The organism is Streptococcus ruminicola, from assembly GCF_011387195.1.
In the GTDB taxonomy this organism is placed as follows: Bacteria; Bacillota; Bacilli; order Lactobacillales; family Streptococcaceae; genus Streptococcus; species Streptococcus ruminicola.
In genome coordinates this window covers 1,411,924-1,436,254 of sequence record NZ_CP046919.1, presented here as the reverse complement: position 1 = coordinate 1,436,254, position 24,331 = coordinate 1,411,924, and the positions used below count along the sequence as shown (strand labels likewise).

Annotated in this window: 23 protein-coding genes and 1 riboswitch; of the genes, 4 read left to right on the top strand and 19 right to left on the bottom strand. The window is 38.0% G+C overall.

The window, feature by feature from the left end; genetic code table 11:
* Position 1: 1 nt before the first annotated feature.
* From GPZ88_RS07420 to GPZ88_RS07390, 7 genes are all read right to left on the bottom strand, one after another.
* A complete protein-coding gene (locus GPZ88_RS07420; RefSeq protein WP_157628832.1) occupies positions 2–613 on the bottom strand; it encodes an HAD-IA family hydrolase in 612 nt (203 codons plus the stop codon).
* A 21-nt stretch (positions 614–634) separates the two neighbouring features.
* The gene (locus GPZ88_RS07415) at positions 635–1,153 is read right to left on the bottom strand and encodes a GNAT family N-acetyltransferase (protein WP_166043880.1); all 519 of its coding nucleotides are present in this window, start codon (positions 1,151–1,153) and stop codon (positions 635–637) included.
* 71 nt (positions 1,154–1,224) lie between these two features.
* Positions 1,225–3,027, bottom strand: a complete 1,803-nt coding sequence (gene pepF, locus GPZ88_RS07410; protein ID WP_166043878.1) for an oligoendopeptidase F — start codon at positions 3,025–3,027, stop codon at positions 1,225–1,227.
* Entirely contained in the window at positions 3,027–3,989 is a 963-nt protein-coding gene (locus tag GPZ88_RS07405; RefSeq protein ID WP_166043876.1) for a competence protein CoiA, read from the bottom strand. Before GPZ88_RS07405 ends, pepF begins: the two co-directional genes overlap by 1 nt.
* 49 nt (positions 3,990–4,038) lie before the next feature.
* Complete coding sequence (locus tag GPZ88_RS07400; protein ID WP_166043874.1) at positions 4,039–4,755, bottom strand: pseudouridine synthase; 717 nt, start codon at positions 4,753–4,755, stop codon at positions 4,039–4,041.
* A gap of 32 nt (positions 4,756–4,787) precedes the next feature.
* Positions 4,788–5,492: a glucosamine-6-phosphate deaminase gene (gene nagB / locus GPZ88_RS07395; protein ID WP_166043872.1), complete on the bottom strand. Its 705-nt coding sequence runs from the start codon at positions 5,490–5,492 to the stop codon at positions 4,788–4,790.
* Positions 5,493–5,626: 134 nt separating this feature from the next.
* Entirely contained in the window at positions 5,627–6,133 is a 507-nt protein-coding gene (locus GPZ88_RS07390) for a VIT1/CCC1 transporter family protein (RefSeq protein WP_033152227.1), read from the bottom strand.
* 159 nt (positions 6,134–6,292) lie between these two features.
* Here GPZ88_RS07390 and queA point away from each other — a divergent pair, with 159 nt between their 5' ends.
* Complete coding sequence (queA, locus tag GPZ88_RS07385) at positions 6,293–7,321, top strand: tRNA preQ1(34) S-adenosylmethionine ribosyltransferase-isomerase QueA (RefSeq protein WP_166043870.1); 1,029 nt, start codon at positions 6,293–6,295, stop codon at positions 7,319–7,321.
* Positions 7,322–7,372: 51 nt separating this feature from the next.
* On the opposite strand, the gene GPZ88_RS07380 is transcribed toward queA, so the two are convergent.
* The 6 genes from GPZ88_RS07380 to GPZ88_RS07355 all read right to left on the bottom strand — a co-directional run bounded on the left by GPZ88_RS07380 (position 7,373) and on the right by GPZ88_RS07355 (position 13,819).
* Positions 7,373–8,098, bottom strand: coding sequence for a YebC/PmpR family DNA-binding transcriptional regulator (locus GPZ88_RS07380; RefSeq protein WP_166043868.1), 726 nt, complete (start codon positions 8,096–8,098; stop codon positions 7,373–7,375).
* Between the two features lie 105 nt (positions 8,099–8,203).
* Entirely contained in the window at positions 8,204–8,815 is a 612-nt protein-coding gene (sodA, locus tag GPZ88_RS07375; RefSeq protein ID WP_166043866.1) for a superoxide dismutase SodA, read from the bottom strand.
* A 96-nt stretch (positions 8,816–8,911) separates the two neighbouring features.
* The gene (gene holA / locus GPZ88_RS07370) at positions 8,912–9,949 is read right to left on the bottom strand and encodes a DNA polymerase III subunit delta (protein ID WP_166043864.1); all 1,038 of its coding nucleotides are present in this window, start codon (positions 9,947–9,949) and stop codon (positions 8,912–8,914) included.
* Between the two features lie 128 nt (positions 9,950–10,077).
* Complete coding sequence (locus tag GPZ88_RS07365; RefSeq protein ID WP_166043860.1) at positions 10,078–12,309, bottom strand: DNA internalization-related competence protein ComEC/Rec2; 2,232 nt, start codon at positions 12,307–12,309, stop codon at positions 10,078–10,080.
* On the bottom strand, positions 12,302–12,976 hold the full coding sequence (locus tag GPZ88_RS07360) for a helix-hairpin-helix domain-containing protein (RefSeq protein ID WP_166043858.1): 675 nt from the start codon (positions 12,974–12,976) through the stop codon (positions 12,302–12,304). The genes GPZ88_RS07365 and GPZ88_RS07360 overlap by 8 nt, the downstream gene beginning before the upstream one ends.
* A 96-nt stretch (positions 12,977–13,072) precedes the next feature.
* On the bottom strand, positions 13,073–13,819 hold the full coding sequence (locus tag GPZ88_RS07355; protein ID WP_074559556.1) for a lysophospholipid acyltransferase family protein: 747 nt from the start codon (positions 13,817–13,819) through the stop codon (positions 13,073–13,075).
* Between the two features lie 116 nt (positions 13,820–13,935).
* On the opposite strand from GPZ88_RS07355, the gene GPZ88_RS07350 reads away from it, so the two are divergent.
* Entirely contained in the window at positions 13,936–14,697 is a 762-nt protein-coding gene (locus GPZ88_RS07350; protein WP_166043856.1) for a tRNA1(Val) (adenine(37)-N6)-methyltransferase, read from the top strand.
* Positions 14,672–14,947, top strand: a complete 276-nt coding sequence (locus tag GPZ88_RS07345; protein WP_166043854.1) for a GIY-YIG nuclease family protein — start codon at positions 14,672–14,674, stop codon at positions 14,945–14,947. The genes GPZ88_RS07350 and GPZ88_RS07345 overlap by 26 nt, the downstream gene beginning before the upstream one ends.
* Positions 14,948–14,986: 39 nt before the next feature.
* On the opposite strand, the gene cshA is transcribed toward GPZ88_RS07345, so the two are convergent.
* The 5 genes from cshA to GPZ88_RS07320 form a co-directional block, all read right to left on the bottom strand.
* Positions 14,987–16,564: a degradosome RNA helicase CshA gene (cshA, locus tag GPZ88_RS07340; RefSeq protein WP_166043852.1), complete on the bottom strand. Its 1,578-nt coding sequence runs from the start codon at positions 16,562–16,564 to the stop codon at positions 14,987–14,989.
* Between the two features lie 355 nt (positions 16,565–16,919).
* The gene (locus GPZ88_RS07335) at positions 16,920–18,464 is read right to left on the bottom strand and encodes a peptide chain release factor 3 (RefSeq protein WP_157628820.1); all 1,545 of its coding nucleotides are present in this window, start codon (positions 18,462–18,464) and stop codon (positions 16,920–16,922) included.
* Positions 18,465–18,619: 155 nt separating this feature from the next.
* On the bottom strand, positions 18,620–19,768 hold the full coding sequence (locus GPZ88_RS10370) for a polymerase (protein WP_240915080.1): 1,149 nt from the start codon (positions 19,766–19,768) through the stop codon (positions 18,620–18,622).
* 10 nt (positions 19,769–19,778) lie between these two features.
* Positions 19,779–21,143, bottom strand: coding sequence for a UDP-N-acetylmuramoyl-tripeptide--D-alanyl-D-alanine ligase (locus GPZ88_RS07325; protein WP_074626025.1), 1,365 nt, complete (start codon positions 21,141–21,143; stop codon positions 19,779–19,781).
* Positions 21,144–21,210: 67 nt separating this feature from the next.
* The gene (locus tag GPZ88_RS07320; protein WP_074626026.1) at positions 21,211–22,158 is read right to left on the bottom strand and encodes a bile acid:sodium symporter family protein; all 948 of its coding nucleotides are present in this window, start codon (positions 22,156–22,158) and stop codon (positions 21,211–21,213) included.
* A gap of 162 nt (positions 22,159–22,320) precedes the next feature.
* A riboswitch (THF riboswitch) is annotated at positions 22,321–22,411 on the top strand.
* Between the two features lie 44 nt (positions 22,412–22,455).
* Here GPZ88_RS07320 and GPZ88_RS07315 point away from each other — a divergent pair.
* Complete coding sequence (locus tag GPZ88_RS07315) at positions 22,456–23,013, top strand: folate family ECF transporter S component (RefSeq protein WP_074626028.1); 558 nt, start codon at positions 22,456–22,458, stop codon at positions 23,011–23,013.
* Between the two features lie 79 nt (positions 23,014–23,092).
* Here the strand turns inward: GPZ88_RS07315 and GPZ88_RS07310 are convergent, their stop codons facing one another.
* Complete coding sequence (locus GPZ88_RS07310) at positions 23,093–24,139, bottom strand: D-alanine--D-alanine ligase (protein ID WP_166043850.1); 1,047 nt, start codon at positions 24,137–24,139, stop codon at positions 23,093–23,095.
* Positions 24,140–24,331 lie beyond the last annotated feature (192 nt).

The window sequence follows — 24,331 nt, the reverse complement described above, 5'->3', positions numbered from 1 at the left end:
TTTATGCTGTTAAAAGTACTGGAATATCAGACAAATCTGCGATTTTTTGATTGATTTTTGATGATGGTTGTCCAAGATTAATGGACTTAATACCAGCATTTTCAGCCGCTTCAACATCAATGCGACGGTCACCAACATAATAAGTCTCAGCCTTATCAAGATGGTATTTTTCAAGCAGGTAATCAATAGCTTCTGGCTCAGGTTTGCGTGCAAAGCCATTGGCTGATGTCACTACTTCTGTGAAATACTGACGCACCCCAAGTCTCTCTAAAACATCATTAGCCGTAATGCCTTTATGAGTATAGACAAAATGGCTAACGCCAGCCTGCTTAGTTTGCTTTAAGACCTCTGCCAAATGTGGCATTGGTTTTATCATGTGGTCACGCGCTTCCTGCTCTTTTTTAAAGAAGGCTGATAGTTCAGGAAAATCTATCTCTTCCTTCTCTGCGACCTGATAAAGCAAAGCTTTGACGGATTCTTTAATGATAAAATCCATGACCCATTCTTCATCAAAAACCAAGTCATAATGCGCATAAGTGACTTTCAAAGCCTCTCCAATCGCTTCATATGAATCCACTAAAGTTCCGTCAAAATCCCAAATCAAAGTTGTCACTTCTATCTCCTCATTTCAATATTAATCTGAATTCTCCAAGTCCAAGGTAATCCAATAACGCGCTAGACGATGCCCGTCTTCTAGGTCAATAATATTTTCCAAAATACCACCAGCTTTTTCAATGGTTCTACGACTGGCAATATTGTCCTCACGCGCTGTGATAAGCACAGGATTGATGCCACGTTTGGCATATTGCTCAAGAGCAAAGTTAAGAAGTTTTGTCATAATACCTTGTCGTCTAAATTCTGGTGAGGTTTGATAGCCGATATGTCCACCAATCGTCGCAAGATTACCCTTTTCCAACTGCCATCGACAAGATATACGCGCAGCAATTTTTCCATTCACAAAGGCATAATAGGTCGTCATCGTTGAATAATCAGGATTAGTAGCTTGTGTTTCTTGCGCTCTGCTATTTTCCACAAAGGTTTTAAAATCACCAATCTCACGTGTCGTGATAAAAGGGTTATCGTCATTTTCCAAAGCTGTTTGATAAACTCGGTAAGCCGCTTCATCATTAACATCTAGTTTCCTAATTTCCATGCCAGCACCTCCAAATTTTTTCCATTATAACATAAAAAACGAGGCTGGAATATCCAACCTCATAAAGCATTTTAAAGGTGTGCTCCTTTTTCGACCAAAGTTTCTAATTCATTTAGACGCTCTTCAAAAATCTTGAATGCAGCATCCAAATAATCACTGCTTGTCATATCAACTCCAGCTTTTTCAATCACATTAAGTGGGTAATCAGAATTACCAGCCTTGAGGTAATCAAGGTAACGGTCGATATCAACTTGTGTACCGTGAACCACTTTATCAGCTAGATAACTTGCTGCTGCAAATCCTGTAGAGTATTGATAGACATAGTAATTATAGTAGAAATGCGGAATGCGTGCCCATTCGTATTGAATTTCTGGATTATCTTCTTTACTGAGTCCGTAATATTTTTCATTTAGGTCTGCATAAAGATTGTTAAGGTATTCACTTGTCAATACTTCACCAGCTTGATCTGCTTTATGAATCATATCTTCAAACTCTGCAAACTGTGCTTGACGGAAGATTGTTCCTTTGAAACCATCCAAGAAATGATTCAAAATCGCAAAGCGAGCTTTATCATCGTCAACTTCTTTCAAAAGTGTTTCTGTTAAGATATTTTCATTCGTCGTTGAAGCAATTTCAGCCAAGAAAATACTGTAATCACCGTAAACGTATGGTTGAGTTTCACGCGTAAAAGTAGAATGAAGGCTGTGCCCTGTTTCGTGTACCAAAGTGAAAAGATTATCAAGTGTATCTTGCCAGTTCAAAAGCATAAAGGCATTTGTATCATAAGCCCCACCAGAATAAGCTCCTGAACGTTTTCCTTTGTTGACATTAACGTCAATCCAGCGTTCTGTGAAAGCTCGATGAACACGTTCTGAATAATCTTTACCAAAGACAGACAAAACCTCTTCTGCTTTTTTCAAAGCTTCCTCGTAAGTGAAACTCATATCCATTTCAGACAAAGGTGTATGAATATCATACATTTTCAAATCATCAAGTTTAAGAACTTTCTTACGAAGTTCCACATAGCGATGAAGCAATGGCAAGTGTGCATTCACGCGTTCAATCAAAGTATCGTAGACAGATTCAGGAATGAAGTTTGCTGAAAGTGCTGCTTCACGCGCTGATTTGAAATGGTGAACACGAGCATCAAAGTTATGAACTTTTACATTTGTTTGAAGTGTTTTGGCATAAGTATGTTGATATTGTTCATACGTAGCATACATAGCTTCGTAAGCCGCTTTTCGAACATCGCGATTTTTTGATTCCAAAAGACTGATGAAGTTACCATGTGTTAGTTGAACTTCATTGCCCTCTTCATCCAAAACAACAGGAAAGACAATGTCAGCATTATCTAGAATTTCAAAAGTCTCTCCAGCTGCACCAAAGATTTCGTGAGCACCTGCTAGCAACTCTTCTTCTTTTTGTGACAAGACGTGTGCTTGACGTTTGAAAAGTTTTTCAAAGAAATGAGCATAATCTGAAAGTGCTGGTGTTTCAGCCACAAATTTAGCGAAATCATCTTGAGATAATTGCATCAATTCTGGTTCATAAAATGCAAAAACTTCGCTGTATTTGGCGTAAAGTGTTGTTGCTTTTGCTTCAAATTCTTGGTATTTAGCAACTGTTGTATCTTGGTCATTTTTCATTGACGCATAGACATAAACTTTTTCCAAGCGGCGTGACAATTCAAGATAACTTTCAGTGATATCGAGCAAAGTCTTACTTGATTCAATCAAGTGCCCTTTAAATTTTTTAGCATCTTCTAAATCTGAATCAAGCTCAGCTAGTGCTTCTTCCCAAGCATCATCTGTTGCAAAGACAGTACTCAAATCCCATTTATACTTTTCATCAATATGACTACGATTATCTGACATCATTTTCTCCTTTTCTGGGTATTATTAACCATTCTACCATAATATGCTGGTGGGTAAAGCATTTGAATTCGTTTTTGGCCTTGATTTTGATAATAATCCTCAAAAATCTTGTAAAATGCTGTCAAATCTTGCTTAATCTGACAAAATCCTTCCTTAAATTCAGGTGGTTTCACTTGCGGATAAAATTCCGACAAAGATTGAGTAAGGAGATTTTTTCCCTTTAGATATGCCTCTTCTTGACGTTTTAACCAACGAGAATTTCGAGCGATGAGCTGCTTTTGAATGTAAGACGTTATCTTTGAATCTTGAGTGACTTGATATGCAGACAAAGTTTGTCTTTGATAAGGAAGTCGTAAAAATGCCATGACATCAGCCGAAAAAGCACACGACTTTGTCAAATAATGAACCTGCCCATGCAAATCCTCATAAATAAGATAATTAAGCCGTATCTCCGATTTCTTTAAATCTAATTCCCACATGTGAAAGCCCATATTCTGCGAAAAATAAAGGAACTGGCGATGTAACGGCGTTAAATGATGACGAAGCCACAATTTCTCACCTAAAAGCCAGAGGACAGAATAGCCTGCATTTTGATATGAAATCGTTCGTTGTCTAAGTCGTTTTTCGGATAAACGTGAGCACTGCACCTCAAGAGCTAGCTTATCATTTACAAATAAATCTGCCACCTGCCCTAGTTCAGGCAAAATCTTTTCAATAACAACTTCATCTGTTCGCGAAATGCTGCGATACAGCTCCGCTTTTAACCCTAGGTGCTCGTCACTTTCATTTTCACTATAAAAATCACAATTCTGCAAAGACACATGAGCAAAATGCGGACGCATAATCTGACCATGTCTCAGTCGAACTGGTGAATGACAGGCTGGACAAGTAAAAGCTTGCCGTTTCGGTATTTCATCTAACAAAGAAACTAATTTTCCATTTTCATCAAGCGCAGACAGCATAGTAAACCTCCTACTTCTTTATTCGAAAAAAATCCTGAAAAACTTTGGATTAATCCAAATAATTTTTCAAGATTTCTTTTTCATTTATAGTTAGTTCACGATAGTTTCCTGTTGGTAAATCGCCAAGTTCAAATTCACCAAAGGTCATTCGTTTGAGGTAGGTCACCTTGACGCCATAAGCTAAAAACATTTTCTTAACCTGATGAAATTTTCCTTCTGCAATCGAGATATAAGCGGAGCTTTTTTCAGAACTTGCCTCGATAATCTCAAGATTAGCAGGTTTACAAACCGTTCCGTCATCAAAGGTCACACCATTTTTAAAAAATACTGACGCATCATCTGCTAAGCGTCCATTAACTTCGACGTAATAAGTCTTTGTGACATGGTATTTTGGATGAAGCATGCGGTAGCCAAGTGGACCGTTATTAGTAATCAGAAGAAAGCCTTCCGTGTCGCGGTCTAATCTTCCAACTGGGTAGAGTTTTGGCACTCGGTCGGATTCTGCAATCAAATCAATGACCGTTTGATGTTCTTTATCAGACACCGCAGAAACAACACCTGCTGGCTTATTTAAAATGAAATATTTTTCTGTAGATAGTGTAACCTGTTTTCCCGAAACAGTTATCTCTTGCAGACTTGGCTCAACATTCAAATTGTCTGCCTCAGCTAGCCTGCCATCCACATAAACTTGACGACTTCTGATGAGTTTTTTAACTTGATTTCTTGAGCCAAAGCCCGCCTGTCCTAACAATTTATCTAAACGCATGCTCCTATTTTACCATGTTCTGAAGCAATTTTTTAGTCTAATTCACTCGCTGCAGCCTCATCAACAATTACTACAACATTTGGGTGATTTTGAAGAACGCTTGCTGGCAAATCTTCGCTGATTGGACCATTAATCATTTGATTGATAGCGTCAGCTTTATCCTTGCCATAAGCCATTAAAACAACCATTTTTGATTGCATGATTGAGTGAATTCCCATTGAAATAGCTTGTTTTGGCACTTCTTCCATGCTGTCAAAGAAACGACTATTTGCTTCAATCGTATCCTGCGTTAAATCAACGATATGTGTTGTCATGTCAAACGGAGTCCCTGGCTCGTTAAATCCAATATGACCATTTCGCCCAATTCCTAAAATTTGAAAATCAATCAGATGCTCAGCAATAATTTGGTCATAATGCTTAGCTTCTGCTTGCAAGTCTGTAGCTAAACCATTTGGCAAAAAACTTTCCTTGAAAGGTTTGTATTGGAATAGATTTTCCTGCATAAAATGGTGATAACTTTGGTCATTTTCAGCAGCCAAACCAACATATTCATCCAGATTAATACTTGTCATTTCTGAAAAATCAAGGTCACTATTTGCTAGCTCATTATAAAATGACAAAGGTGTGCTACCGGTCGCAAGACCAAGTGTCTTAATACCATTTTCCATTTCCGCTTTCAACAGTTCAAAAGCATTTTTTCCACCTTCAACTTGATTATTAACACGAATTACTTTCATGACACTTCCCCATTCTTACTTTTTGTTTTTTTGGTATATACCACTTATCTAAAATCATTATATGGTATATACCAATTATTGTCAAGAAAAATGTTCTAAAAAAAGTCTGAGAACAAATCTCAGACTTTGATTTTTTATCTAGTTCCAGCTAACTGCCCTAAAAAGTCACCAACATAATAAGCAAACAGCGCAGCAATTAAGCCAATCAGTAGCGTTCTAAAAATTTCTTTGAATTTGCTTTTCTTTGTTATCAAAGCTTTGACAAAACCTAAAAGGGTTAAGGCAAGTGACACCAAAATACAAGCCATCATAAAAGTATGGACTTTGAAAATGCTAAAGACGTTAATCAAAAGATAAGACAAAAGAGGAATCAAACCAAAAAAGATAAATGAAACAAATGTTGCACCTGCATTTTTTATGGCTTTACCCTTAACCACTGATTCTTCAGTCGTCGAGCTCAGATAATCACCAACAGCCATTGAAAAACCGTCAGCTAGTAGATTTGAAAAACCAAGTATAACAATTGGTGTGATACCAAGATTTCCACCGACCGCACCAGCAACAACCGCAAAGGTTGTTACAATACCATCCATACCACCATAGACGATGGATTTTGCGTAATCTCCAAATTTTTCTTTCATCTATTTTTCATCACTTTCCATAAATTTTTAAGCGTTTTCCCCAATTGCTTTCATTATAACATCTCTTTAGAATAGTTACAATTAAAACTCGACCAGATGACGGAAAAGATTTCTCGTGTTATAATGTAAAGTTGAGAATATAATTATTAAGGACATATTATGAATACCAACGATTTTGATTTTAATTTACCAGAGGAGTTAATCGCACAAACTCCTCTTGAAAAACGAGACAGTTCTAAACTTTTGGTTATTGACCGCAATACTCACGAGATGGTTGATGCACACTTCGACCACATTCTTGATGAGCTAAATCCTGGTGACGCTCTTGTCATGAACAACACACGCGTTCTTCCAGCTCGTCTTTACGGTGAAAAACCTGATACACACGGTCACGTTGAATTGCTTCTTTTGAAAAATACTGAAGGGGATAAATGGGAAGTTCTTGCCAAACCAGCAAAACGTCTTCGTGTCGGAGCTAAAGTTTCTTTCGGTGATGGACGTTTGACTGCTACTGTCGTTGAAGAATTGGATCACGGTGGTCGTATTGTTGAGTTTGATTACGACGGCATCTTCCTTGAAGTTTTGGAAAGCCTTGGTGAAATGCCACTTCCACCATACATTCACGAAAAATTGGATGACCCAGACCGTTACCAAACTGTTTATGCCAAAGAAAATGGCTCTGCTGCAGCCCCAACTGCTGGACTTCACTTCACCAAAGAATTGCTTGAAAAAATAGAAGCCAAAGGCGTGAAACTTGTCTACGTGACACTTCACGTTGGACTTGGAACATTCCGTCCAGTTTCTGTTGACAATGTCGAAGAACACGAAATGCACTCTGAATTCTACCGCTTATCTGAAGAAGCTGCCCAAACCCTTCGCGACGTAAAAGCTTCTGGTGGACGTGTTGTTGCAGTTGGAACAACATCAATTCGTACCCTTGAAACCATCGGTTCAAAATTCAACGGCGAAATCAAAGCAGATAGCGGTTGGACAAATATCTTCATCAAACCAGGTTATGAGTTCAAAGTAGTTGATGCCTTTTCAACAAACTTCCACTTACCAAAATCAACACTTGTGATGTTGGTTTCAGCCTTTGCCGGACGTGAATTCGTCCTAGAAGCTTACCAACACGCCATCGATGAACGCTACCGCTTCTTTAGCTTTGGCGATGCCATGTTTGTTAAATAACAAAATTACTTAAAAAGAACTTCGAAAAAATTCGAAGTTCTTTTTTCATTATTAATCAGCCATGTTGGTGTAAACATCTTGAACGTCATCGTCGTCTTCGAGTTTATCAACCAATGTTTCCAAAATGTCTGCTTGTTCTGCATCAAGACTAACGTAGTTTTGTGGGATCATGCTAAGTTGAGCTTGCGCGAATTCAAAATTTTGTGCTTGCAAAGCTTCTTTAACAGCTGGAAATTCTTTTGGTTCAGTGAAGATTTCAAAGACATCATCTGATGTTTTCAAATCTTCTGCCCCAGCATCCAAAATCAACTCAAGCATGCTGTCTTCGTCCAAGTCCAAATTTTCACGGTCAATGACAATGTAACCTTTACGGTCAAACATGTAAGCAACTGAACCAGTTGAACCCATGTTACCACCATTACGTGTGAAAATAGTGTGCATGTTCGCATCTGTACGTTTTTTATTGTCAGTTAGTGTGTGAACGAGAATAGCTACTCCACCAGGTCCATAGCCTTCATAAGTGATTTCATCATAGTTTGTTGTATCGCCAACATCAGTTGCCTTTTTGATAGCACGATTAATGTTGTCTTTTGGCATGTTAGCCGCACGCGCTTTATCCAAAACCATGCGAAGGCTAGCGTTCATTGATGGGTCGCCACCACCAGCTTTAGCAGCTACAAAAATTTCACGTGACAATTTATTAAAAATTGCTCCACGTTTAGCATCTGCTTCACCTTTTTTGTTTTTAATTTTGCTCCATTTATTATGTCCTGACATGCAAAATTCCTCCCTATTCCTTGCTATTATATCATATTTGCGACATAAAAAGAGGATAGAGCTGTGCCTATCCTCTTAGATTAGAGAGTGCTATGATAATAAAAATTAATCAGCAAGTGCTGCTTGATACAATTCAGCAACTTTTGCCCAGTTGATAATATCAAAGAATGCTTTGATGTAATTTGGACGAACGTTACGATATTTGAGATAGTAAGCATGTTCCCAAACATCAAGAGCAAGAATTGGTTTCTTACCTTCTGAAAGTGGAGTATCTTGGTTAGCAGTTGAGGTTACTTCAAGTTTGCCATCTTTGTTAACGACAAGCCAAGCCCAACCTGAACCAAAACGTGTTGTTGCAGCTTTTGTAAACTCAGCTTTAAAATTATCAAATGAACCAAATGCAGCCTCAATCGCAGCTAGGACATCTGCTGTTGGTTCTTGTTTTTCTGGAGACAAGAATTCCCAGAAAAGTGAGTGGTTAAGAGCGCCACCACCGTTGTTAATCACTGCTTGACGAATGTCAGCTGGAATCTTGTCAACATCTGCCAAGATAACTTCCAAATCTTCTCCAAGTTCAGGGTGTTTTTCAAGTGCAGCATTTGCATTTGCTACGTAAGTAGCGTGATGTTTGTCATGATGCAATGTCATTGTTTCTGCATCAATGTATGGTTCAAGTGCATCATATGCGTATGGTAGTTCCGGTAAAATAATAGCCATGCTAGTTACCTTCTTTCTTTTCGTTATTTCTTATCATCATTTTATAAGAATCAAGTCTAACTAGCAAATTATTTGACCGTTATTTTTTTAATTCCTTTAGCGATGCTCGTGAGCGATTTTTAAAATAGCCACATCAAAGAGATAATCTTTATCGTAAGTTCCAGTTTTTATAGCATAGTCCGTCTCAATCAAAATAGCGATAGCTTTTTTCAAGAAAGTCATAGAAAGAGTCCGCGAATCACGCACAGCGAACTTAACTTGATAAGGATTGACACGGCGTCCAAGATAATCAGACAGGCTAACAACCATCTGCTGTTCTGTTTTTCCTTGGCTGGCTAAAATGCTGACCTGTAAAAATGTACGGAATTGACCAAGCATAATGGCAATAAGCTTGATTTCATCTTCACCTTGCAAGCGCAAATCACGAATCAAGTCACGCGCCTCGTCGATTTTGCCATTCAAGACAAACTGCGTCAAGTCAAAAATATTATCCTGAAGTGTTTTCGGAATGGCTTGATTAATATCTTCTGAAGTAATATGACCATCTTTTTTATAAGATTTCAAAAAAGCAATGTTTTTCAAAATCTCGCTGAAATCATAATTTGATTTTAAAAGCAAAGCCTCAAAAACGCCAGAATCAAAAACTAAGTTCTCTTTGTGAGCTAATTTTTGAAAATACGTTTTTAGCTCTGCTTCTTTTAATTCACTCGCTTCAAAAATCTGTGCATCACGTTTAAGAATTTTCACCAAGCGACGTTTGCCGTCTAATTTCCCTGGTGCAAAAATAATCAAGCGCGTCGTGTCCAAAGGATTTTCCAAATAAGCCTCAAAACGTTTGAGCGCCTTATCATCCAAATAAGACTTCTTAGCTGTCGTGATGTCAAGCAGATTATCAAAAATAACCACCTTTTGGTCCGCAAAAAATGGCAAACTTTCAAGATCCATCTCCGCATCCTGATAATCCACCTCAGCCATATCAAAATAAGAATAAGTCAAATCATCCTTATCATAGCCAACGCGCTCCATCATACGCTCTTTTAGCTGAGAAAATTGTCCCAAATCCTCACCCGTCACAACCGTAATCAAGCTAAGATTTTCTTTTCGTAATTTATCAATTTCTTCGATTGCAATCATAAAGATATTATAACAAAAACAGCCACAAATCGACTACTGTTTTTAGTATGCTTTCAATTTTAACTCTAATACTTCAATTAAAACTGGTAAGAAATTAATATGTATTTCTTTGGCTAATTTTCACTCTTTTACCTCACTGTTTCAATGTGCCAAGTTTTCAGTCCTCGAAAGCGGATGGCGCCTTGTTGGTCTGTGCGGTAAATGGTCATATTTTGCGCTTGAAATCGTTCAAGCGTTTCTTGGTGAGGATGTTTGTAGCGGTTATTTTGACCGGCAGAAATCAGAGCAATCTGCGGTGAAATATGAGCTAGAAATGCTGGGCTTGATGACCCTTTTGAGCCATGGTGTCCTGCTTTTAAAACATCAACTGGCAGATTAGGATAAGACGCCATCACCTCACGCTCGCCCTCTTCTTCCAAATCTCCTGTAAACAGAAAATTTTTACCAAGAAGCTTACCATACAACACCACCGAATCATTATTAGAACCATTGCCAACTCTAATAGGGTACAGCACCTGCAAGCTACTTCCCATAATCGGCAGACTATCTCCAGCAGAAACTGTGCGCACCTTGGTTTTCATGGCTTGTAATTTCGCCACAAAATCTGGCTTTGTCAAACTTCCTTGACTAACCAAAACTTCACCAATTTTCACCTGCTTTGCCACTTCCAGCATATCTCCCATGTGGTCAGTATCCGTGTGCGTCAGAACCAGCTGGTCAATTTTTCCAACACCACGGCTATTGAGATAAGGAATCAAGGTTCGCTCCGCATTGCTATCCGTCAGCCGCTCCTGCCATGCGTTCTTCTCACTAAAACTCACTTTTCCTCCGACATCAATTAACAGCGTACGCCCTTTAACATCACGCACAAAAATACTATCTCCCTGCCCAATGTCAACCACCGTCACTTCGTTTTCGAGCGGATGCTTGATTTGGAAAAATAGCAAAGCCATTATGCTAAAAAGAAAAATGGCCACTTTTTTGTGTCGATAACAGTCATAGAGAAGCCCTATTGTCAAAAGTAATAACAACAAAATTCCTAGACTTGGTCTGCCAAAAACGAGTGGGGTACCAACCAGCGACTTGCTAAATTTGATGATAGTTTCTAGAAAAACAAAAAATGGATTTAACGCGGTAATTTTAACCAGAGGTGATAAAAGAAAAACAAAAGTCAAAACAGGTAAGATAAGCGTATCAAAAGCCAGTGAAAAAATAGCTGTTAAAAGCAGCGACAAGGGTTGAAATACTGAGAAGAAATATAGCAAAACCGGTAAACTTCCCAGCGAAATCGCCAAACATTCTGTAAGGATTTTTCGATAATGACTAAGCTCATCAAAATCAATAAAACTTAGGATAAAAGCGTAGGTAAAAGAAAGAATTCCTCCTGTTGTCAGCAGGAAATTTGGCATCAAAATAAAAAGGGTCATTAAAGTAAAGGCAAGATTATCTAATTTTTTTATGCCAAGATTTGCAAAAGCAGACTGAATAAGGCTCCGAACAACTGAAACCGAAAAGCCTGTCAAGCCAGCATATACAAGTGAAAACGGGATTTGCAGTATGTCCACATAATCACGCCTTAAGCCAAGTCGCAAAAAGAAATAGCGAAAAACACCGACAAAAAAGCCAACCTGCATACCAGACAGAGCAAAAAGATGAATAATCCCTAAACTCGTGTATACATCACTCATCTCATCAAAAGACTTATCCAAATATCCAAACAAAAGGCCAGTCATATAATGTTGCATTGGGGCAGGAAAATTCCTTTGAATACTGACAATCGCCTGTCTTCTAAGTTCATGTAGTCGTTCAAAAAAACTTAAAGAGCTCTGCTGTCTCATTTCAGTAATCGAAGAAAGATTAGCAATCCGATAAATGCCTTCATGTTTAAGGTAAGTGCGGTAATCAAAACCACCAAAATTCCGCTGTGGCGTTGCCTCTTCTAAGTCCACCTGCCCTGATAAAAGCATTGTTTGATTAAGATTTTTAAAAAATTTCTGCTCTTTTTCTGACTTCAAGGTATAAAAAACTTGGTAAGTCTGCCCAGCCTCCTTCCCTCGAAAAGATAACAAATCACCATTAACCGAAATCGTATCTGGAACCATCTGGATTTTTGATAGCTGAGCTGGCGCCGCTTGATAAGCCTGTTCTGTCTGATTAGACTTAGTCAGGAAAAATATCGCAAAAAAAGCCAAGCACAGTGAAATCTGACACCAAACTTTCCACCCGTAATGTCGCCATAAAAACAGCAAGGCTAACAGGAGTAAAAATAGGCATAACAGGACTTTTTCAAAACAAAAATAATAAAGTAAAATGAGCAAAAAAGCCAATTGAATTGGCTTAATGGGAAAATGCTTAATCAACAGTCACCTCTGCTTTTAATTTTTCCAAAGTCTTCTCACCAATGCCAGAAACATTTTTCAAGTCATCAACGGATGAGAACCCACCATTGGCATCACGATAATCAATGATATCTTGCGCACGTTTAGCCCCAATCCCAGAAATAGTTTGGAGTTCTTCTGTAGTTGCGGTGTTAAGATTGATTTGCGCTGAGCTGTCACCTTGTCCCCCGCTAGCTGTCGTTGGTTTAGCTTGAGAAGGTGTGCTTGCTGGTGTGACTTCTTCACCAATTTTTGCCACATAGACAACCGCTTCATCAGCTAATTTTTCAGCTAAATTGACTGACTTCTTATCAGCATCATCTGTAAATCCGCCAGCTTTTTTGACCAAATCCGTAACACGGCTGCCTGATGATAATTCATAAACACCTTCATTTTTTACCGCACCTTTAATGTCGACAAAAATCCTTCCAGATGCCACTTGTGAACTAGCAGCCTTTTCCTTTGAAAAACTTGCTGTAGTACTTGCTGAAAAAGTCGTACTTAAAGCAGGCAATTCACTCTGTGCTTCTGCTTTAGGTCTTGTCACATTTGACCAAACAAAAAAGCCTAGCAACATAACAAGCACTGTTCCTAAAACCGCTGCTACCGTCTTATGTTCCAAAAGTCTTTCTTTCATCTCTTCAATCATCCTATTACCTCACCTTTTAAGCATTAGAAAAAGGCTCCTGGGGAGCCCTTACTTAATTATTCGAAAAAAACTCGGAAGATCCGAGCTTTTTCTTATTTATTTCATTTTACGGTGTTTATCTGGATCCCAGACAAAGCTTGCAATGTAACTAAAGAGTAATGTCAAAAGAACAACAACAATGGCTACTAAGCCAAGCGGAACACGATAAATATAAGTTAATGGATTTGGTTTTTTATCGATATGATAAGTCGCATTTTCAGCATCCAAACGATCAAATTCAGTTTGAATACGGTTGGCAACTTCTTCAATACCTTCGTCATTCATACGTTTGATATCAGAAATATCAATCGGATTACCAAAGTTCATGTCAACACGTTCACCAGTCAAAAGACCTTTTAGTTGCATTGGTCCTGCGTAAACAACTGGCATGATTTTAACTTTTGCCATTTTAGCAATGACGGCTACCCCACCTTTAACATCTGTTGAGTGACGACTTCCACTTGGAAACATGACAAGTGAACGATTACTTTTTTTCAACATGTTAATCGGGTATTTGATAGCTTTTTGACCAGGATTTTCACGGTCAATTGGAAAGGCACCACACATGCGAATCCACCAACCAAAGATACGATTTGTGAACAATTCCTTTTTAGCCATGAAAATGAATTGTTTTGGACGAGCAGCGAAAGCCATATAAACAGGGTCCCACCATGTACGGTGTGGTGCAACCAAAATATAGTTTTCATCTTTACTCAAAATTTTGTCTTCATTGTGATAATGGGCATTACCATTGATAATCCAAAGAAGGAAAACCACTAGCCCGCGTAAATAAGTATAAAACACAGATTTACTCCTTTTTTTCTCATTACCTTACATTGTACCATGCTTAAGCGGTTTTAGAAAGTAAAAATTAACGACCTCGCTAGTGAGAACACGCAAAATCTGCTATAATAAATGTCATGACTAAATCAATTTTAAAAGAAGGTGAGCGTATTGATCAGCTCTTTTCGACAGACGTAAAAATTATTCAAAATAGAGAGGTTTTCAGCTATTCTATCGACAGTGTCCTCTTGTCACGTTTTCCAAAAATCCCATCACGTGGCTTGATTGTTGACCTCTGCTCTGGAAATGGTGCCGTTGGACTTTTTGCCAGCACCCGCACTAAAGCGCCAATTATCGAAGTTGAAATTCAGGAGCGCTTAGCTGACATGGCAGAGCGTTCAATCCAGTTAAATGACCTCGGTGAACAAGTTCAGATGATTAACGATGACTTGAAAAATCTTCTTAAGCATGTGCCGCGAACTGGTGTTGACTTAATTCTCTGCAATCCTCCTTATTTCAAGGTTTCAGAGACTTCTAAGAAAAATCTCTCTGAGCATTATCTTCTTGCGAGACACGAAATCACAACAAACCTTGAAGAAATTTGTGACATTGCAAGACACGCTCTAAAATCAAATGGAAGACTTGCTATGGTGCACAGGCCTGATCGTTTTCTAGACATCATCGATACCATGAGACACTACAATCTAGCACCAAAACGCATCCAATTTGTTTATCCAAAAATGGGAAAAGATGCTAATATGCTTCTGATTGAAGCTATCAAAGATGGTTCAACCGATGGTCTCAAAATCCTTCCGCCACTCTTTGTTCACAAAGAAAATGGCGAGTATACCGACGATATTTTTGAAATCTATTATGGAAAAAACGGAAAGAAAGACTAAAAAAGCTTATATGTACGTGGTAGAGTGCGCAGACGGTACACTCTACACTGGCTACACTACTGATGTAGAACGCCGCATCAAAACGCATAATGCAGGTAAAGGCGCTAAATACACAAAAAGCCGCTTACCTGTCAAACTCATTTACCAAGAAAGTTTTGATAGCAAAGAAGCCGCCATGTCCGCAGAAAGCTATTTTAAACAAAAAACACGACAACAAAAACTCGATTATATTAACGAACACAAAGATTAATCAAAAACGCACCCTGCTCAAGCAGAGTGCGTTTTACTATTATCTTTCCCCTTTGTTACGGATAACAAAACCATTTTTCTTCTCGCTTGATGTGCGGTGTGGGCGTTTGTTATCTTTATTTTGGAAATCACGTTTGTTTTTAGATGATGTGCGTTTGAAATCGCGGTAGCCGTTGTCACGGTCATCACGTTTGCGATCACGTCCGCCGCGGCGGTTATCACGTCCACGGCCATTATTTCCACGTCCACCTTTACGGTTGTTAAAGCCACCACCTGAAGGTTTGAATGGTAATGGTTTTTCACGCGCAATTTCAACTTTTGGAAGAGTTTCAGGGTCTTTAACGGTTAAGCTCAAGATGTAAAGTGCCAACTCTTCTGGTGTGAATTCTGCAGCCAATTTAACCGCATCGCCTTTGAATTTATCAAAGCTGTTACGGATTTTTTCGTCAGCAAAATCACGTTCAATTTTCTTAAGAGCAACTTTTTTCTTAGCTTTAAAGGCTTCGTCAGCTGTAGCTGGTTTCATACCTTTCATGCGTTTTTTAGTCAATTTTTCAATGATTGACAAGTAACCCATTTCATTTGGAGCAACAAAAGTAATAGATTGACCGTGTTTACCTGCACGTCCAGTACGTCCAATACGGTGTACGTAGCTTTCTGGATCTTGTGGAATATCATAGTTATAAACGTGTGTCACCCCTGAAATATCAAGACCACGCGCTGCAACGTCAGTCGCAACCAAAATATCGATATTATCATTTTTGAAATCGCGTAGGACACGAAGACGTTTACCTTGATCAAGGTCACCGTGAATTCCTTCAGCACGGTAGCCACGCAATTTCAAACCACGTGTCAATTCATCGACACGACGTTTTGTACGTCCAAAGACAATTGACAATTCTGGTTGGTCAACGTCCATAAGACGAGTCATAGTATCAAATTTATCTTGTTCTTTAACACGGACATAGTACTGATCAACAAGGTCAGTTGTTAATTCTTTAGCAGCCACTTTAACGTGTTCAGGATTTTGCATGAATTTAACCCCGATACGTTTGATAGCTTCAGGCATAGTAGCTGAGAAAAGAAGCGTTTGGCGTGTTTCTGGCACACGGCTGATAATAGCTTCAATATCTTCTAAGAATCCCATGTTAAGCATTTCATCTGCTTCATCAAGAATCAATGTTTCAACATGTTCAAGTTTTAAAGCTTTACGTTTAATCAAATCAAGCAAACGACCTGGTGTCCCAACAACAATATGAGCACCTGAACGAAGAGCTTTAATTTGTTTTTCAATGCTTGAACCGCCGTAAACTGAACGGACTTTAACTCCTTTTTCACGACCAAAGCGGAACAATTCTTCTTGACCTTGAACCGCTAATTCACGTGTTGGCGCAATCACCAAAGCTTGAACAAGATTGCGACTTGTATCGATTTTATCTAAAGTTGGAAGACCAAAAGCTGCTGTCTTCCCAGTACCAGTTTGCGCTTGTCCGATAACATCCTTACCTTCCAATGCCAAAGGGATTGTCAACTCTTGGATTGGTGATGGCTCAACAAAGCCTGCTTTTTCAACAGCAGCAAGGATTGCTTCCGATAAGTTAAGTTCTGTAAATTTCAAATTTTTCTCTTTTCTAAAAGGCAGTGCGAAGCTGCCTTATTAAACTTTAATTTCGTTGTTTAACAACTTTTCTAGTGTAACATATTCTAGAACAAAAAGATAGGAAACAGGACCATTTAAATCATTAACACGCTTTCATAAATCTAACAATTTTAAATTTTCTGTAAAAAATGTTTTTGACAGTTTTTGAAAGAATTTTAAGGTTTCTTTAAGGATTGATAGATACAATATAAACATCCTAAAACTTTTCTTTTTCATAATCTCAAGAAAACAGCTCTGATTCGTCAGGGCTGTTTTTTTATGCCAAATCTTAGCTAGAAAAAAAGCCTGAGCTAAACTCAGACTTTTTTATTTATTACATTTTTTCTTCTAGTTCAACTTCAGGGTATTTATCTGCAAACCAACGAAGAGCAAAATCATTTTCGAAAAGGAAAACTGGTTGATCAAAGCGGTCTTTAGCCAAAATGTTTCGGCTTGATGACATGCGTTCGTCAAGATCTTCTGGTTTAATCCAACGAACAGTCTTTTTACCCATTGGAGTCATGATAACTTCAGAATTGTATTCATTTTCCATACGGTGTTTGAACACTTCAAACTGCAACTGACCAACCGCACCAAGCATGTAATCACCAGTTTGATAGTTCTTGTACAATTGGATTGCTCCTTCTTGCACCAATTGTTCGATACCTTTGTGGAATGATTTTTGTTTCATGACGTTTTTAGCAGCAACTTTCATGAACAATTCTGGAGTGAAGGTTGGCAGTGGTTCAAATTCAAATTTATTTTTACCAACTGTCAATGTATCACCAACTTGGTAAGTTCCTGTATCGTAAACACCGATAATATCACCAGCAACGGCATTTTCAACATTTTCACGTGATTCTGCCATAAACTGTGTCACGTTTGACAATTTAACTGATTTTTTCGTACGAGCAAGATTCACGCTCATACCACGTTCAAATTCACCTGAGACGATACGTACAAAGGCAATACGGTCACGGTGACGAGGGTCCATGTTAGCTTGGATTTTGAAAACAAATCCTGAGAAATCTTTATCATAAGGATCGATTTCATTACCTTCAGTTGTTTTGTGACCATGAGGTTCTGGTGCAAATTGCAAGAATGTATCAAGGAAAGTTTGCACACCAAAGTTTGTAAGGGCAGAACCAAAGAAGACTGGTGTCAAATCACCTGATAAAATAGCTTCTTCTGAGAATTCATTTCCTGCTTCTTCTAGCAACTCAACATCTTCCAAGACTTGTTGGTAGAATGGGTTGTTAGCAAAGAGTTTATCCCCTTCTTCCAAGTCCGCAAAACGTTCATCACCTTTGTAAAGTTCCAAACGTTTGTTGTACAAGTCGTAAAGCCCTTCAAATGATTTACCCATACCGATTGGCCAGTTCATTGGATAACTTGCAATACCAAGCACTTCTTCCAATTCTTCCAAAAGGTCAAGTGGTTCACGACCATCACGGTCAAGTTTGTTAATAAAAGTGAAAACTGGAATGTTACGGTGTTTTACAACTTCAAATAATTTTTTAGTTTGTGCTTCGATACCTTTGGCCGAATCGACAACCATAACCGCAGCATCCACAGCCATAAGCGTACGGTAAGTATCTTCAGAGAAGTCCTCGTGCCCTGGCGTATCAAGGATATTCACACGTTTACCAGCGTAATCAAATTGCATCACTGAAGATGTGACAGAGATACCACGTTGTTTTTCGATATCCATCCAATCAGATTTAGCAAAGTTACCTGTTTTTTTACCTTTTACGGTACCTGCTTCACGGATTTCTCCACCAAAATAAAGTAATTGCTCTGTAATTGTCGTTTTACCAGCATCCGGGTGACTGATGATGGCAAATGTACGACGTTTTTTAATATCATCTTGAATTGTCATTTTATTTCCTTATTAATCTTAATTATCTCTTTAAAAACGTATCACTCATTAACGATTATAGTGGCTACATTGGTCCACTCCTTTTTCACTGCAATACAAAAATAGAGCCATGGACTCCCATAACTCTATTATTATAACGAAAATTAGACGCTATTTCAATATTTGTCCCCTAGCTTATCACCAGAAACCGCAAAATAATTCAGCAATAAGATAGTGCAGATTTCAACACTTGCTCCATAATGTTCCATAGTACCAATAAAGAATGTCAACAAGAAAAGCAAGGTATGGAAAAGCGTGAACTTTTTACCTTTTAATTGAACCAATAAAAAGATTGGGTACATACAGAAAAGAATAATCCCCTGACGCAAAAGCGCATCAACATAGAAACTATCATCATACATTGGAACACCGTTAATCTCTGTAAATGTTGGAATATTTCTTGGCATCCAATTGAGACCAAATTGCTCCAGATACGCATGACCGATGCCAGTTCTTCCAGTAAATAGATGATTCAATGTAACAAAAATAGGATTATCTGGTGTAAAATATCTCGGTAAAGCAAGCCCAAGCGCAAACATTCCTATAACAAATGGCATGATAACATATCCTGAAACTTTAATTTTCGATAAAATTGGTTTCAAGAAATAACACAAGATAATACCAAGTGCAATGAAAAATGATGTTCTTGAATCCGTCACTGAAAAGACAAGCAAAGCTGCTAACAACATGATTATTCCACCATCAAAGCGATAAGGCTTTCTAAGCAGTGAAAAATCATAAATTAAAGTAATGAAAAACATTCCAAGTGAGTTTAGATGCATAAAGCCATAAGAGTGCCTTACAATTTCTGTATGCGGTCTTATTCCAGAGACATCGTGAATAAGATGTCCATTGTAAGCCAATAAAACCATAATAGCCACGACTAACTTGAAATAAAAGAGTGCAGTGATTAAATTATCATCATCTTTATCAACACTTACCGACAATAAAAAGAAGACAATCATGCTTAAATCATCTATTGCTGTATCAAGATAACCTGATGGGGGCAAGAGAATCATAAATGCGAGAGCAAAAATTCCAGCTAAAATTTTAGCAATTGAAAAACCTGTTCGACGGAAGTTCCATAAATAAATAGCAAATCCACCAATAATTGACAGGCTAGACATAAACAGGAAGACCTGTTGTGGAAACGGGTAACGTTTTAAAAACCACGCTAAAAATAAAATACAACATTCAAGGAAATACAACGCTCGGTAGATAACAACCGAGTCTTTATTTCCCTCCTTAACACTTTTCTCTACCATCTCCACCTCATTAGTTTTCCAATGCTTCTACAACTTTAGCGAGATGCATTGAATTACTTCCTTTCAGTAAGATTTGGTCAGCTGGTTGTAAAACAGTTTGAACTGTTTTTAGCATGTCATCAAATTGATCTTCATCAGCTGTTTTCTTAAAGTAATAAACTTTACCTAGTGGGAACATTTGACTAGCAAGTTGCGCCAGTTCAGCAATGTCTTCACCGTAGAAAATAAGAGTGTCTAATGTTTCAGGTGACAAACTCATAATCATGCGCTTGTGAAGTTCGACAGATTGCTCACCTAATTCTTTCATATCAGCAAGCACAGCGATTTTTTTACCGCCTTCATTAGCAGGAATTTTAGAGAATGTTTCTAAAATCAAACGCATTGCTGTTGGGTTAGCATTGTAGACATCTGACAGGATATCTGCACCATTAGCCGCTTTTTTCCATTCTGTGCGGTTACGTGTTAATTCGATGTTTTCTAAGGCTTCAACAATATCATCATCTGAAATCGCTAATAACTTACCGACATAAGCTGCTACCATAGCATTTGTAGCATTGTATTTTCCTGGAACAGGAAGTGTAATTGGACGGTCAATCACATTGGTTGTAAAAGTAAGCGAATCTTTGCTTTCTTGCAAATCTTTGACGAAAATTTCAGCACCGTCTCCAAAACGAATCACCATTTGACTTTCTGGTAAGTAAGGATCAACGATTGAATCAGCTGGCGCAATCAAAATACCATCTGAGTCCATACCGTCAACGATTTGAAGTTTACCTTTAGCAATCTTCTCACGGCTACCAAAGAATTCCAAGTGAGCTTCACCAATCAAGGTCACAACACCAATGTGTGGTTTAGCTAATTCAGACAAGAGATGAATATCTCCCATGTGATCTTGTCCCATTTCAAGGACAATTTTTTCTGTATCATCTGGCATGTGAAGTGCTGTATAAGGTAAGCCAATTTCATTATTGTAGTTACCTTGTGTTTTATATGTTTTATATTCTGTTGAAAGTACCGCAGCAATCATGTCTTTGGTCGTTGTTTTACCATTTGACCCTGTTACTGCAATCACATCAACGCGTTGTTTTTCAAGATAATAACTTGCTAGAGCTTGGAAAGCTTCTAAACAATCGTCAACTAAAATATAAGGATGACCTTCTACTTCGCGCTCTGAAAAAGTTGCAACCGCTCCATTTTCAAAAGCTGTTTCAATAAAGTCATGTCCATCACGCGCACCCTTTAGAGGTAAGAACAAATCGCCTTTTTCAATCTTGCGACTGTCAAATTCAATTTGTCTCAGAGGAACGTCATCAAACTCCGAAATAGTGTTCTTTGCGCCAACAACTTTGGCGACTTCATGTAAATTAAGTTTCATTTTTTATTATCTCCATTATAAAAAGAGCCTTTTGGCTCCTCTTATTATATCACAAAATAAAGTGCTCTCAAGCATTTTCCTTATGGACCTTAGAATGATTCTTCCACCATGAAGATAAAATTGAACCAGAAATATTATGCCAAATTGAAAAAATTGTTGAAGGAATAGCTGCTTGCGGAACAAAATACTTCATTGCTAAAGTTGCACCTAAACTTGAGTCCTGCATTCCCACCTCAAATGTAATAGCTTTTTGTTGTGGCTCTTTCAAATGAAGAAGTTTTGAAAAGGCAAAACCAAGACCATAACCACTTAAATTATGTAACATAACAACCGGAATAACTAGCGCTGTTGCAGTCGTAAAAATATTAGCATGGTTAGCAGAAACAACAGCTCCAATAATCAAAAGAATCGCTACTTGCGAGATTAGAGGCATCAACTGAATAATGGTATTAATTTTTTTACCTAAAAGCGTATGAACTAACACCCCTAAAATGATTGGCACAACAACAATTCTTAAAGTTGAAAGAAAAAGGCTAACTGCTGGTACAGCAATAAATTGCCCTGCTAAAATCGATAACAATAAAGGAAGCATAATCGGTGCTAGAAGTGTTGAAAGAATTTCAATAGAAACATCCAAAGCAACATCTCCCCCTGATAAAAAAGCCATTACACTAGAAGATGTTCCACTAGGACAAGACCCAACTAAAATAACACCCGCTGCCGTTGCTCCTGTTAAATGAAAAATATGACATAAAAGCCAAGCTAGACTCGGCATAATAATATAATGTGCCACTGTACCTAAAACAACAGGAATTGGACGTTTAGAAATACGAATAAAATCTTCAGTCTTCAGTGTCAGTCCCATTCCAAAAAGAATAACTCCCAATAGATACGATGTATTAGGGATAACCCAGATACTGGTCTGAGGTAAGAAATAATTAAAGAAAGCCCAAATAATGACAACTAAGGTGAACCATTTACTAAGTTGTCTTGAAAAATCAGTTAGTTTTTCCATCATTTTCTCCTTAACTAAAAAGCTTTTGATTTTTACAGCTTCATTATACGACTATTTTCAGAATTTTCAATCTTTTGCATAACCATTTTCATTTATTTTCCAAGTTACATTCTAAAGAATCTTTTTTGTGATACAATAAACCTGTAAGGGGCTAAAACCTTGCACAGAGTAGATGATTCGCGTCAAGTGTGTGTGAATGGGATGTCGTCACACAACGAAGCAATTCGCGCGGTGAATCGTTGCATCCGCTGTTATTTTTTAACAGCTCCAGTTTTCAAACGTAAAAAGGAGCAAAAAATGAAAAACATTTTTCAAACACCAAAACTCACATCAAAGCGCCTCGTGACCCTAGCTATGCTAATTGCACTGGCATTCATTGTTGGAAAATTTTCTATTCCAGTCATTCCAGAACAGTTGGTCGTAAGCTTTACTTTCATTGTCAATGTTATTATCGGAATGGTTGCTGGTCCTATTTGGGGATTTATTAGTTTTGCCATTCTTGATGTCGTTGATAATCTCTTAAGCGGTCAAGGAAACTTTATTATCTGGTGGACTTTGATGGAAGCTGTTCAAGGATTTTTTTATGGACTTTTCTTCTATGGAAAAGAGCTCAAATGGTCAAATAAAAAAGATTGGCTTCACGTCACTCTGGCAGTACTTGTTACCATGCTGATTAGTACTTTTATCTTCACACCACTGCTTGTTCAGATTTATTTTCACGTTCCATTTTGGGCACAATATCTAGCAGGTCGCTGGTTAAAAATCTTTGAAATTCCAATTCGTATTATCGTCATCATGCTTGTTGTTCCAAGGTTGCAGCGCATCCCTGAACTACGCAAGCTTGCTAATTTATAAATCAAAAACCTCAGAGAGTTATCCCATCTCTGAGGTATTTTTTTTGCAGCAAAAAAGCACCTAACGGTGCTTTTCATTTTTAAATCAAATGGCTTTCGCGTTTTTCAAACATCTCTTTAGCCAGCTCAACCAATTTTTCAATCAAATCTGAGTAAGCAAGTCCCATGTTTTCCCAAAGAAGTGGATACATTGACCATTGTGTGAAACCAGGCATTGTGTTCAATTCATTAAGGTAAACATGACCATCTTCTGTCAAGAAGAAATCACAACGTGACAAACCACAGCCACCGATAGCACGAAAAGCTGTTGTTGCATAGCCACGCATTTCTTCCATAATGTCGCTATCAATATGAGCTGGAATATCCATAGTAATTTTGTTATCGATGTATTTAGCATCGTAATCGTAGAAAGCAACGTCTTTAACAACTTCACCAGGAAGCGTTGTTTTCACGTCAGCATTTCCCAAAATTCCAACTTCGATTTCTCGAGCGTTAACACCAGTTTCGATAAGAATACGGCTATCATATTTAAGAGCAAAGTCAATAGCTGAGCGAAGTGCTGCTTCGTCCTCAGCTTTTGAGATACCTACTGAAGAACCCATGTTAGCTGGTTTAACAAAGACAGGGTATGTCAATTTGTCATTTACTTCTGCTACGGCTGCATCAAAATCAGAGCCTTCAACATAAGTCACGTAAGGAACAAGTGGAACTCCTGCAGATTCAAGGACATGTTTTGTTGATATTTTGTCCATTGCAACACTTGATGACAAAATGTTAGTTCCAACATAAGGCATTTTAAGAACTTCAAGGAAGCCTTGGACAGAACCGTCTTCACCCATTGGTCCGTGAAGAACTGGGAATACTACTGCGCCAGGTTCATAAATATCACTTGGTTTAATTTTTTGACTTTCAACAACAGTATCGTTAGTCATCAATTTTTCATCATCAGCTGGTTTACTTGAAAATTCTTGTGTTTTGATAAAATCACCAGATTTTGTGATGAAGTAAGTTTTCACAAAGAATTTATCATAATTAATCGCACGCATGACGCTTTCAGCTGATAAAACAGATACTTCACGTTCCGCAGAACGTCCACCATAAAGTAAAACAAGCGTTTCTTTTGCCATAAACTTTAATTACCTGAACAGAAAAAAGGTACCAAGTTTTAATATACTTAATAACATTTTTCATCGAACCAAGAAGCCTCACAAAATAAGCCAAATCTCAGTTCAAGTTCAATTCCTTTTCTATTACAATTTCCTAATTATCATACCACAAAAGAAGCCGCCTTTCAAACAAGATTGGGCATTAGATGGAAG

Coding starts and splice junctions, on each gene's coding strand:
- GPZ88_RS07345 (WP_166043854.1), top strand. CDS start 14,672: ATGGAAAAAACGGAAAGAAAGACTAAAAAAGCTTATATGTACGTGGTA.
- GPZ88_RS10370 (WP_240915080.1), bottom strand. CDS start 19,768: ATGGTAGAGAAAAGTGTTAAGGAGGGAAATAAAGACTCGGTTGTTATC.
- GPZ88_RS07405 (WP_166043876.1), bottom strand. CDS start 3,989: ATGCTGTCTGCGCTTGATGAAAATGGAAAATTAGTTTCTTTGTTAGAT.
- GPZ88_RS07390 (WP_033152227.1), bottom strand. CDS start 6,133: ATGAAAGAAAAATTTGGAGATTACGCAAAATCCATCGTCTATGGTGGT.
- pepF (WP_166043878.1), bottom strand. CDS start 3,027: ATGTCAGATAATCGTAGTCATATTGATGAAAAGTATAAATGGGATTTG.
- GPZ88_RS07350 (WP_166043856.1), top strand. CDS start 13,936: ATGACTAAATCAATTTTAAAAGAAGGTGAGCGTATTGATCAGCTCTTT.
- GPZ88_RS07315 (WP_074626028.1), top strand. CDS start 22,456: ATGAAAAACATTTTTCAAACACCAAAACTCACATCAAAGCGCCTCGTG.
- GPZ88_RS07415 (WP_166043880.1), bottom strand. CDS start 1,153: ATGGAAATTAGGAAACTAGATGTTAATGATGAAGCGGCTTACCGAGTT.
- GPZ88_RS07400 (WP_166043874.1), bottom strand. CDS start 4,755: ATGCGTTTAGATAAATTGTTAGGACAGGCGGGCTTTGGCTCAAGAAAT.
- nagB (WP_166043872.1), bottom strand. CDS start 5,492: ATGAAAGTAATTCGTGTTAATAATCAAGTTGAAGGTGGAAAAAATGCT.
- queA (WP_166043870.1), top strand. CDS start 6,293: ATGAATACCAACGATTTTGATTTTAATTTACCAGAGGAGTTAATCGCA.
- sodA (WP_166043866.1), bottom strand. CDS start 8,815: ATGGCTATTATTTTACCGGAACTACCATACGCATATGATGCACTTGAA.
- GPZ88_RS07380 (WP_166043868.1), bottom strand. CDS start 8,098: ATGTCAGGACATAATAAATGGAGCAAAATTAAAAACAAAAAAGGTGAA.
- GPZ88_RS07325 (WP_074626025.1), bottom strand. CDS start 21,143: ATGAAACTTAATTTACATGAAGTCGCCAAAGTTGTTGGCGCAAAGAAC.
- GPZ88_RS07320 (WP_074626026.1), bottom strand. CDS start 22,158: ATGGAAAAACTAACTGATTTTTCAAGACAACTTAGTAAATGGTTCACC.
- GPZ88_RS07335 (WP_157628820.1), bottom strand. CDS start 18,464: ATGACAATTCAAGATGATATTAAAAAACGTCGTACATTTGCCATCATC.
- GPZ88_RS07360 (WP_166043858.1), bottom strand. CDS start 12,976: ATGATTGAAGAGATGAAAGAAAGACTTTTGGAACATAAGACGGTAGCA.
- GPZ88_RS07310 (WP_166043850.1), bottom strand. CDS start 24,139: ATGGCAAAAGAAACGCTTGTTTTACTTTATGGTGGACGTTCTGCGGAA.
- holA (WP_166043864.1), bottom strand. CDS start 9,949: ATGATTGCAATCGAAGAAATTGATAAATTACGAAAAGAAAATCTTAGC.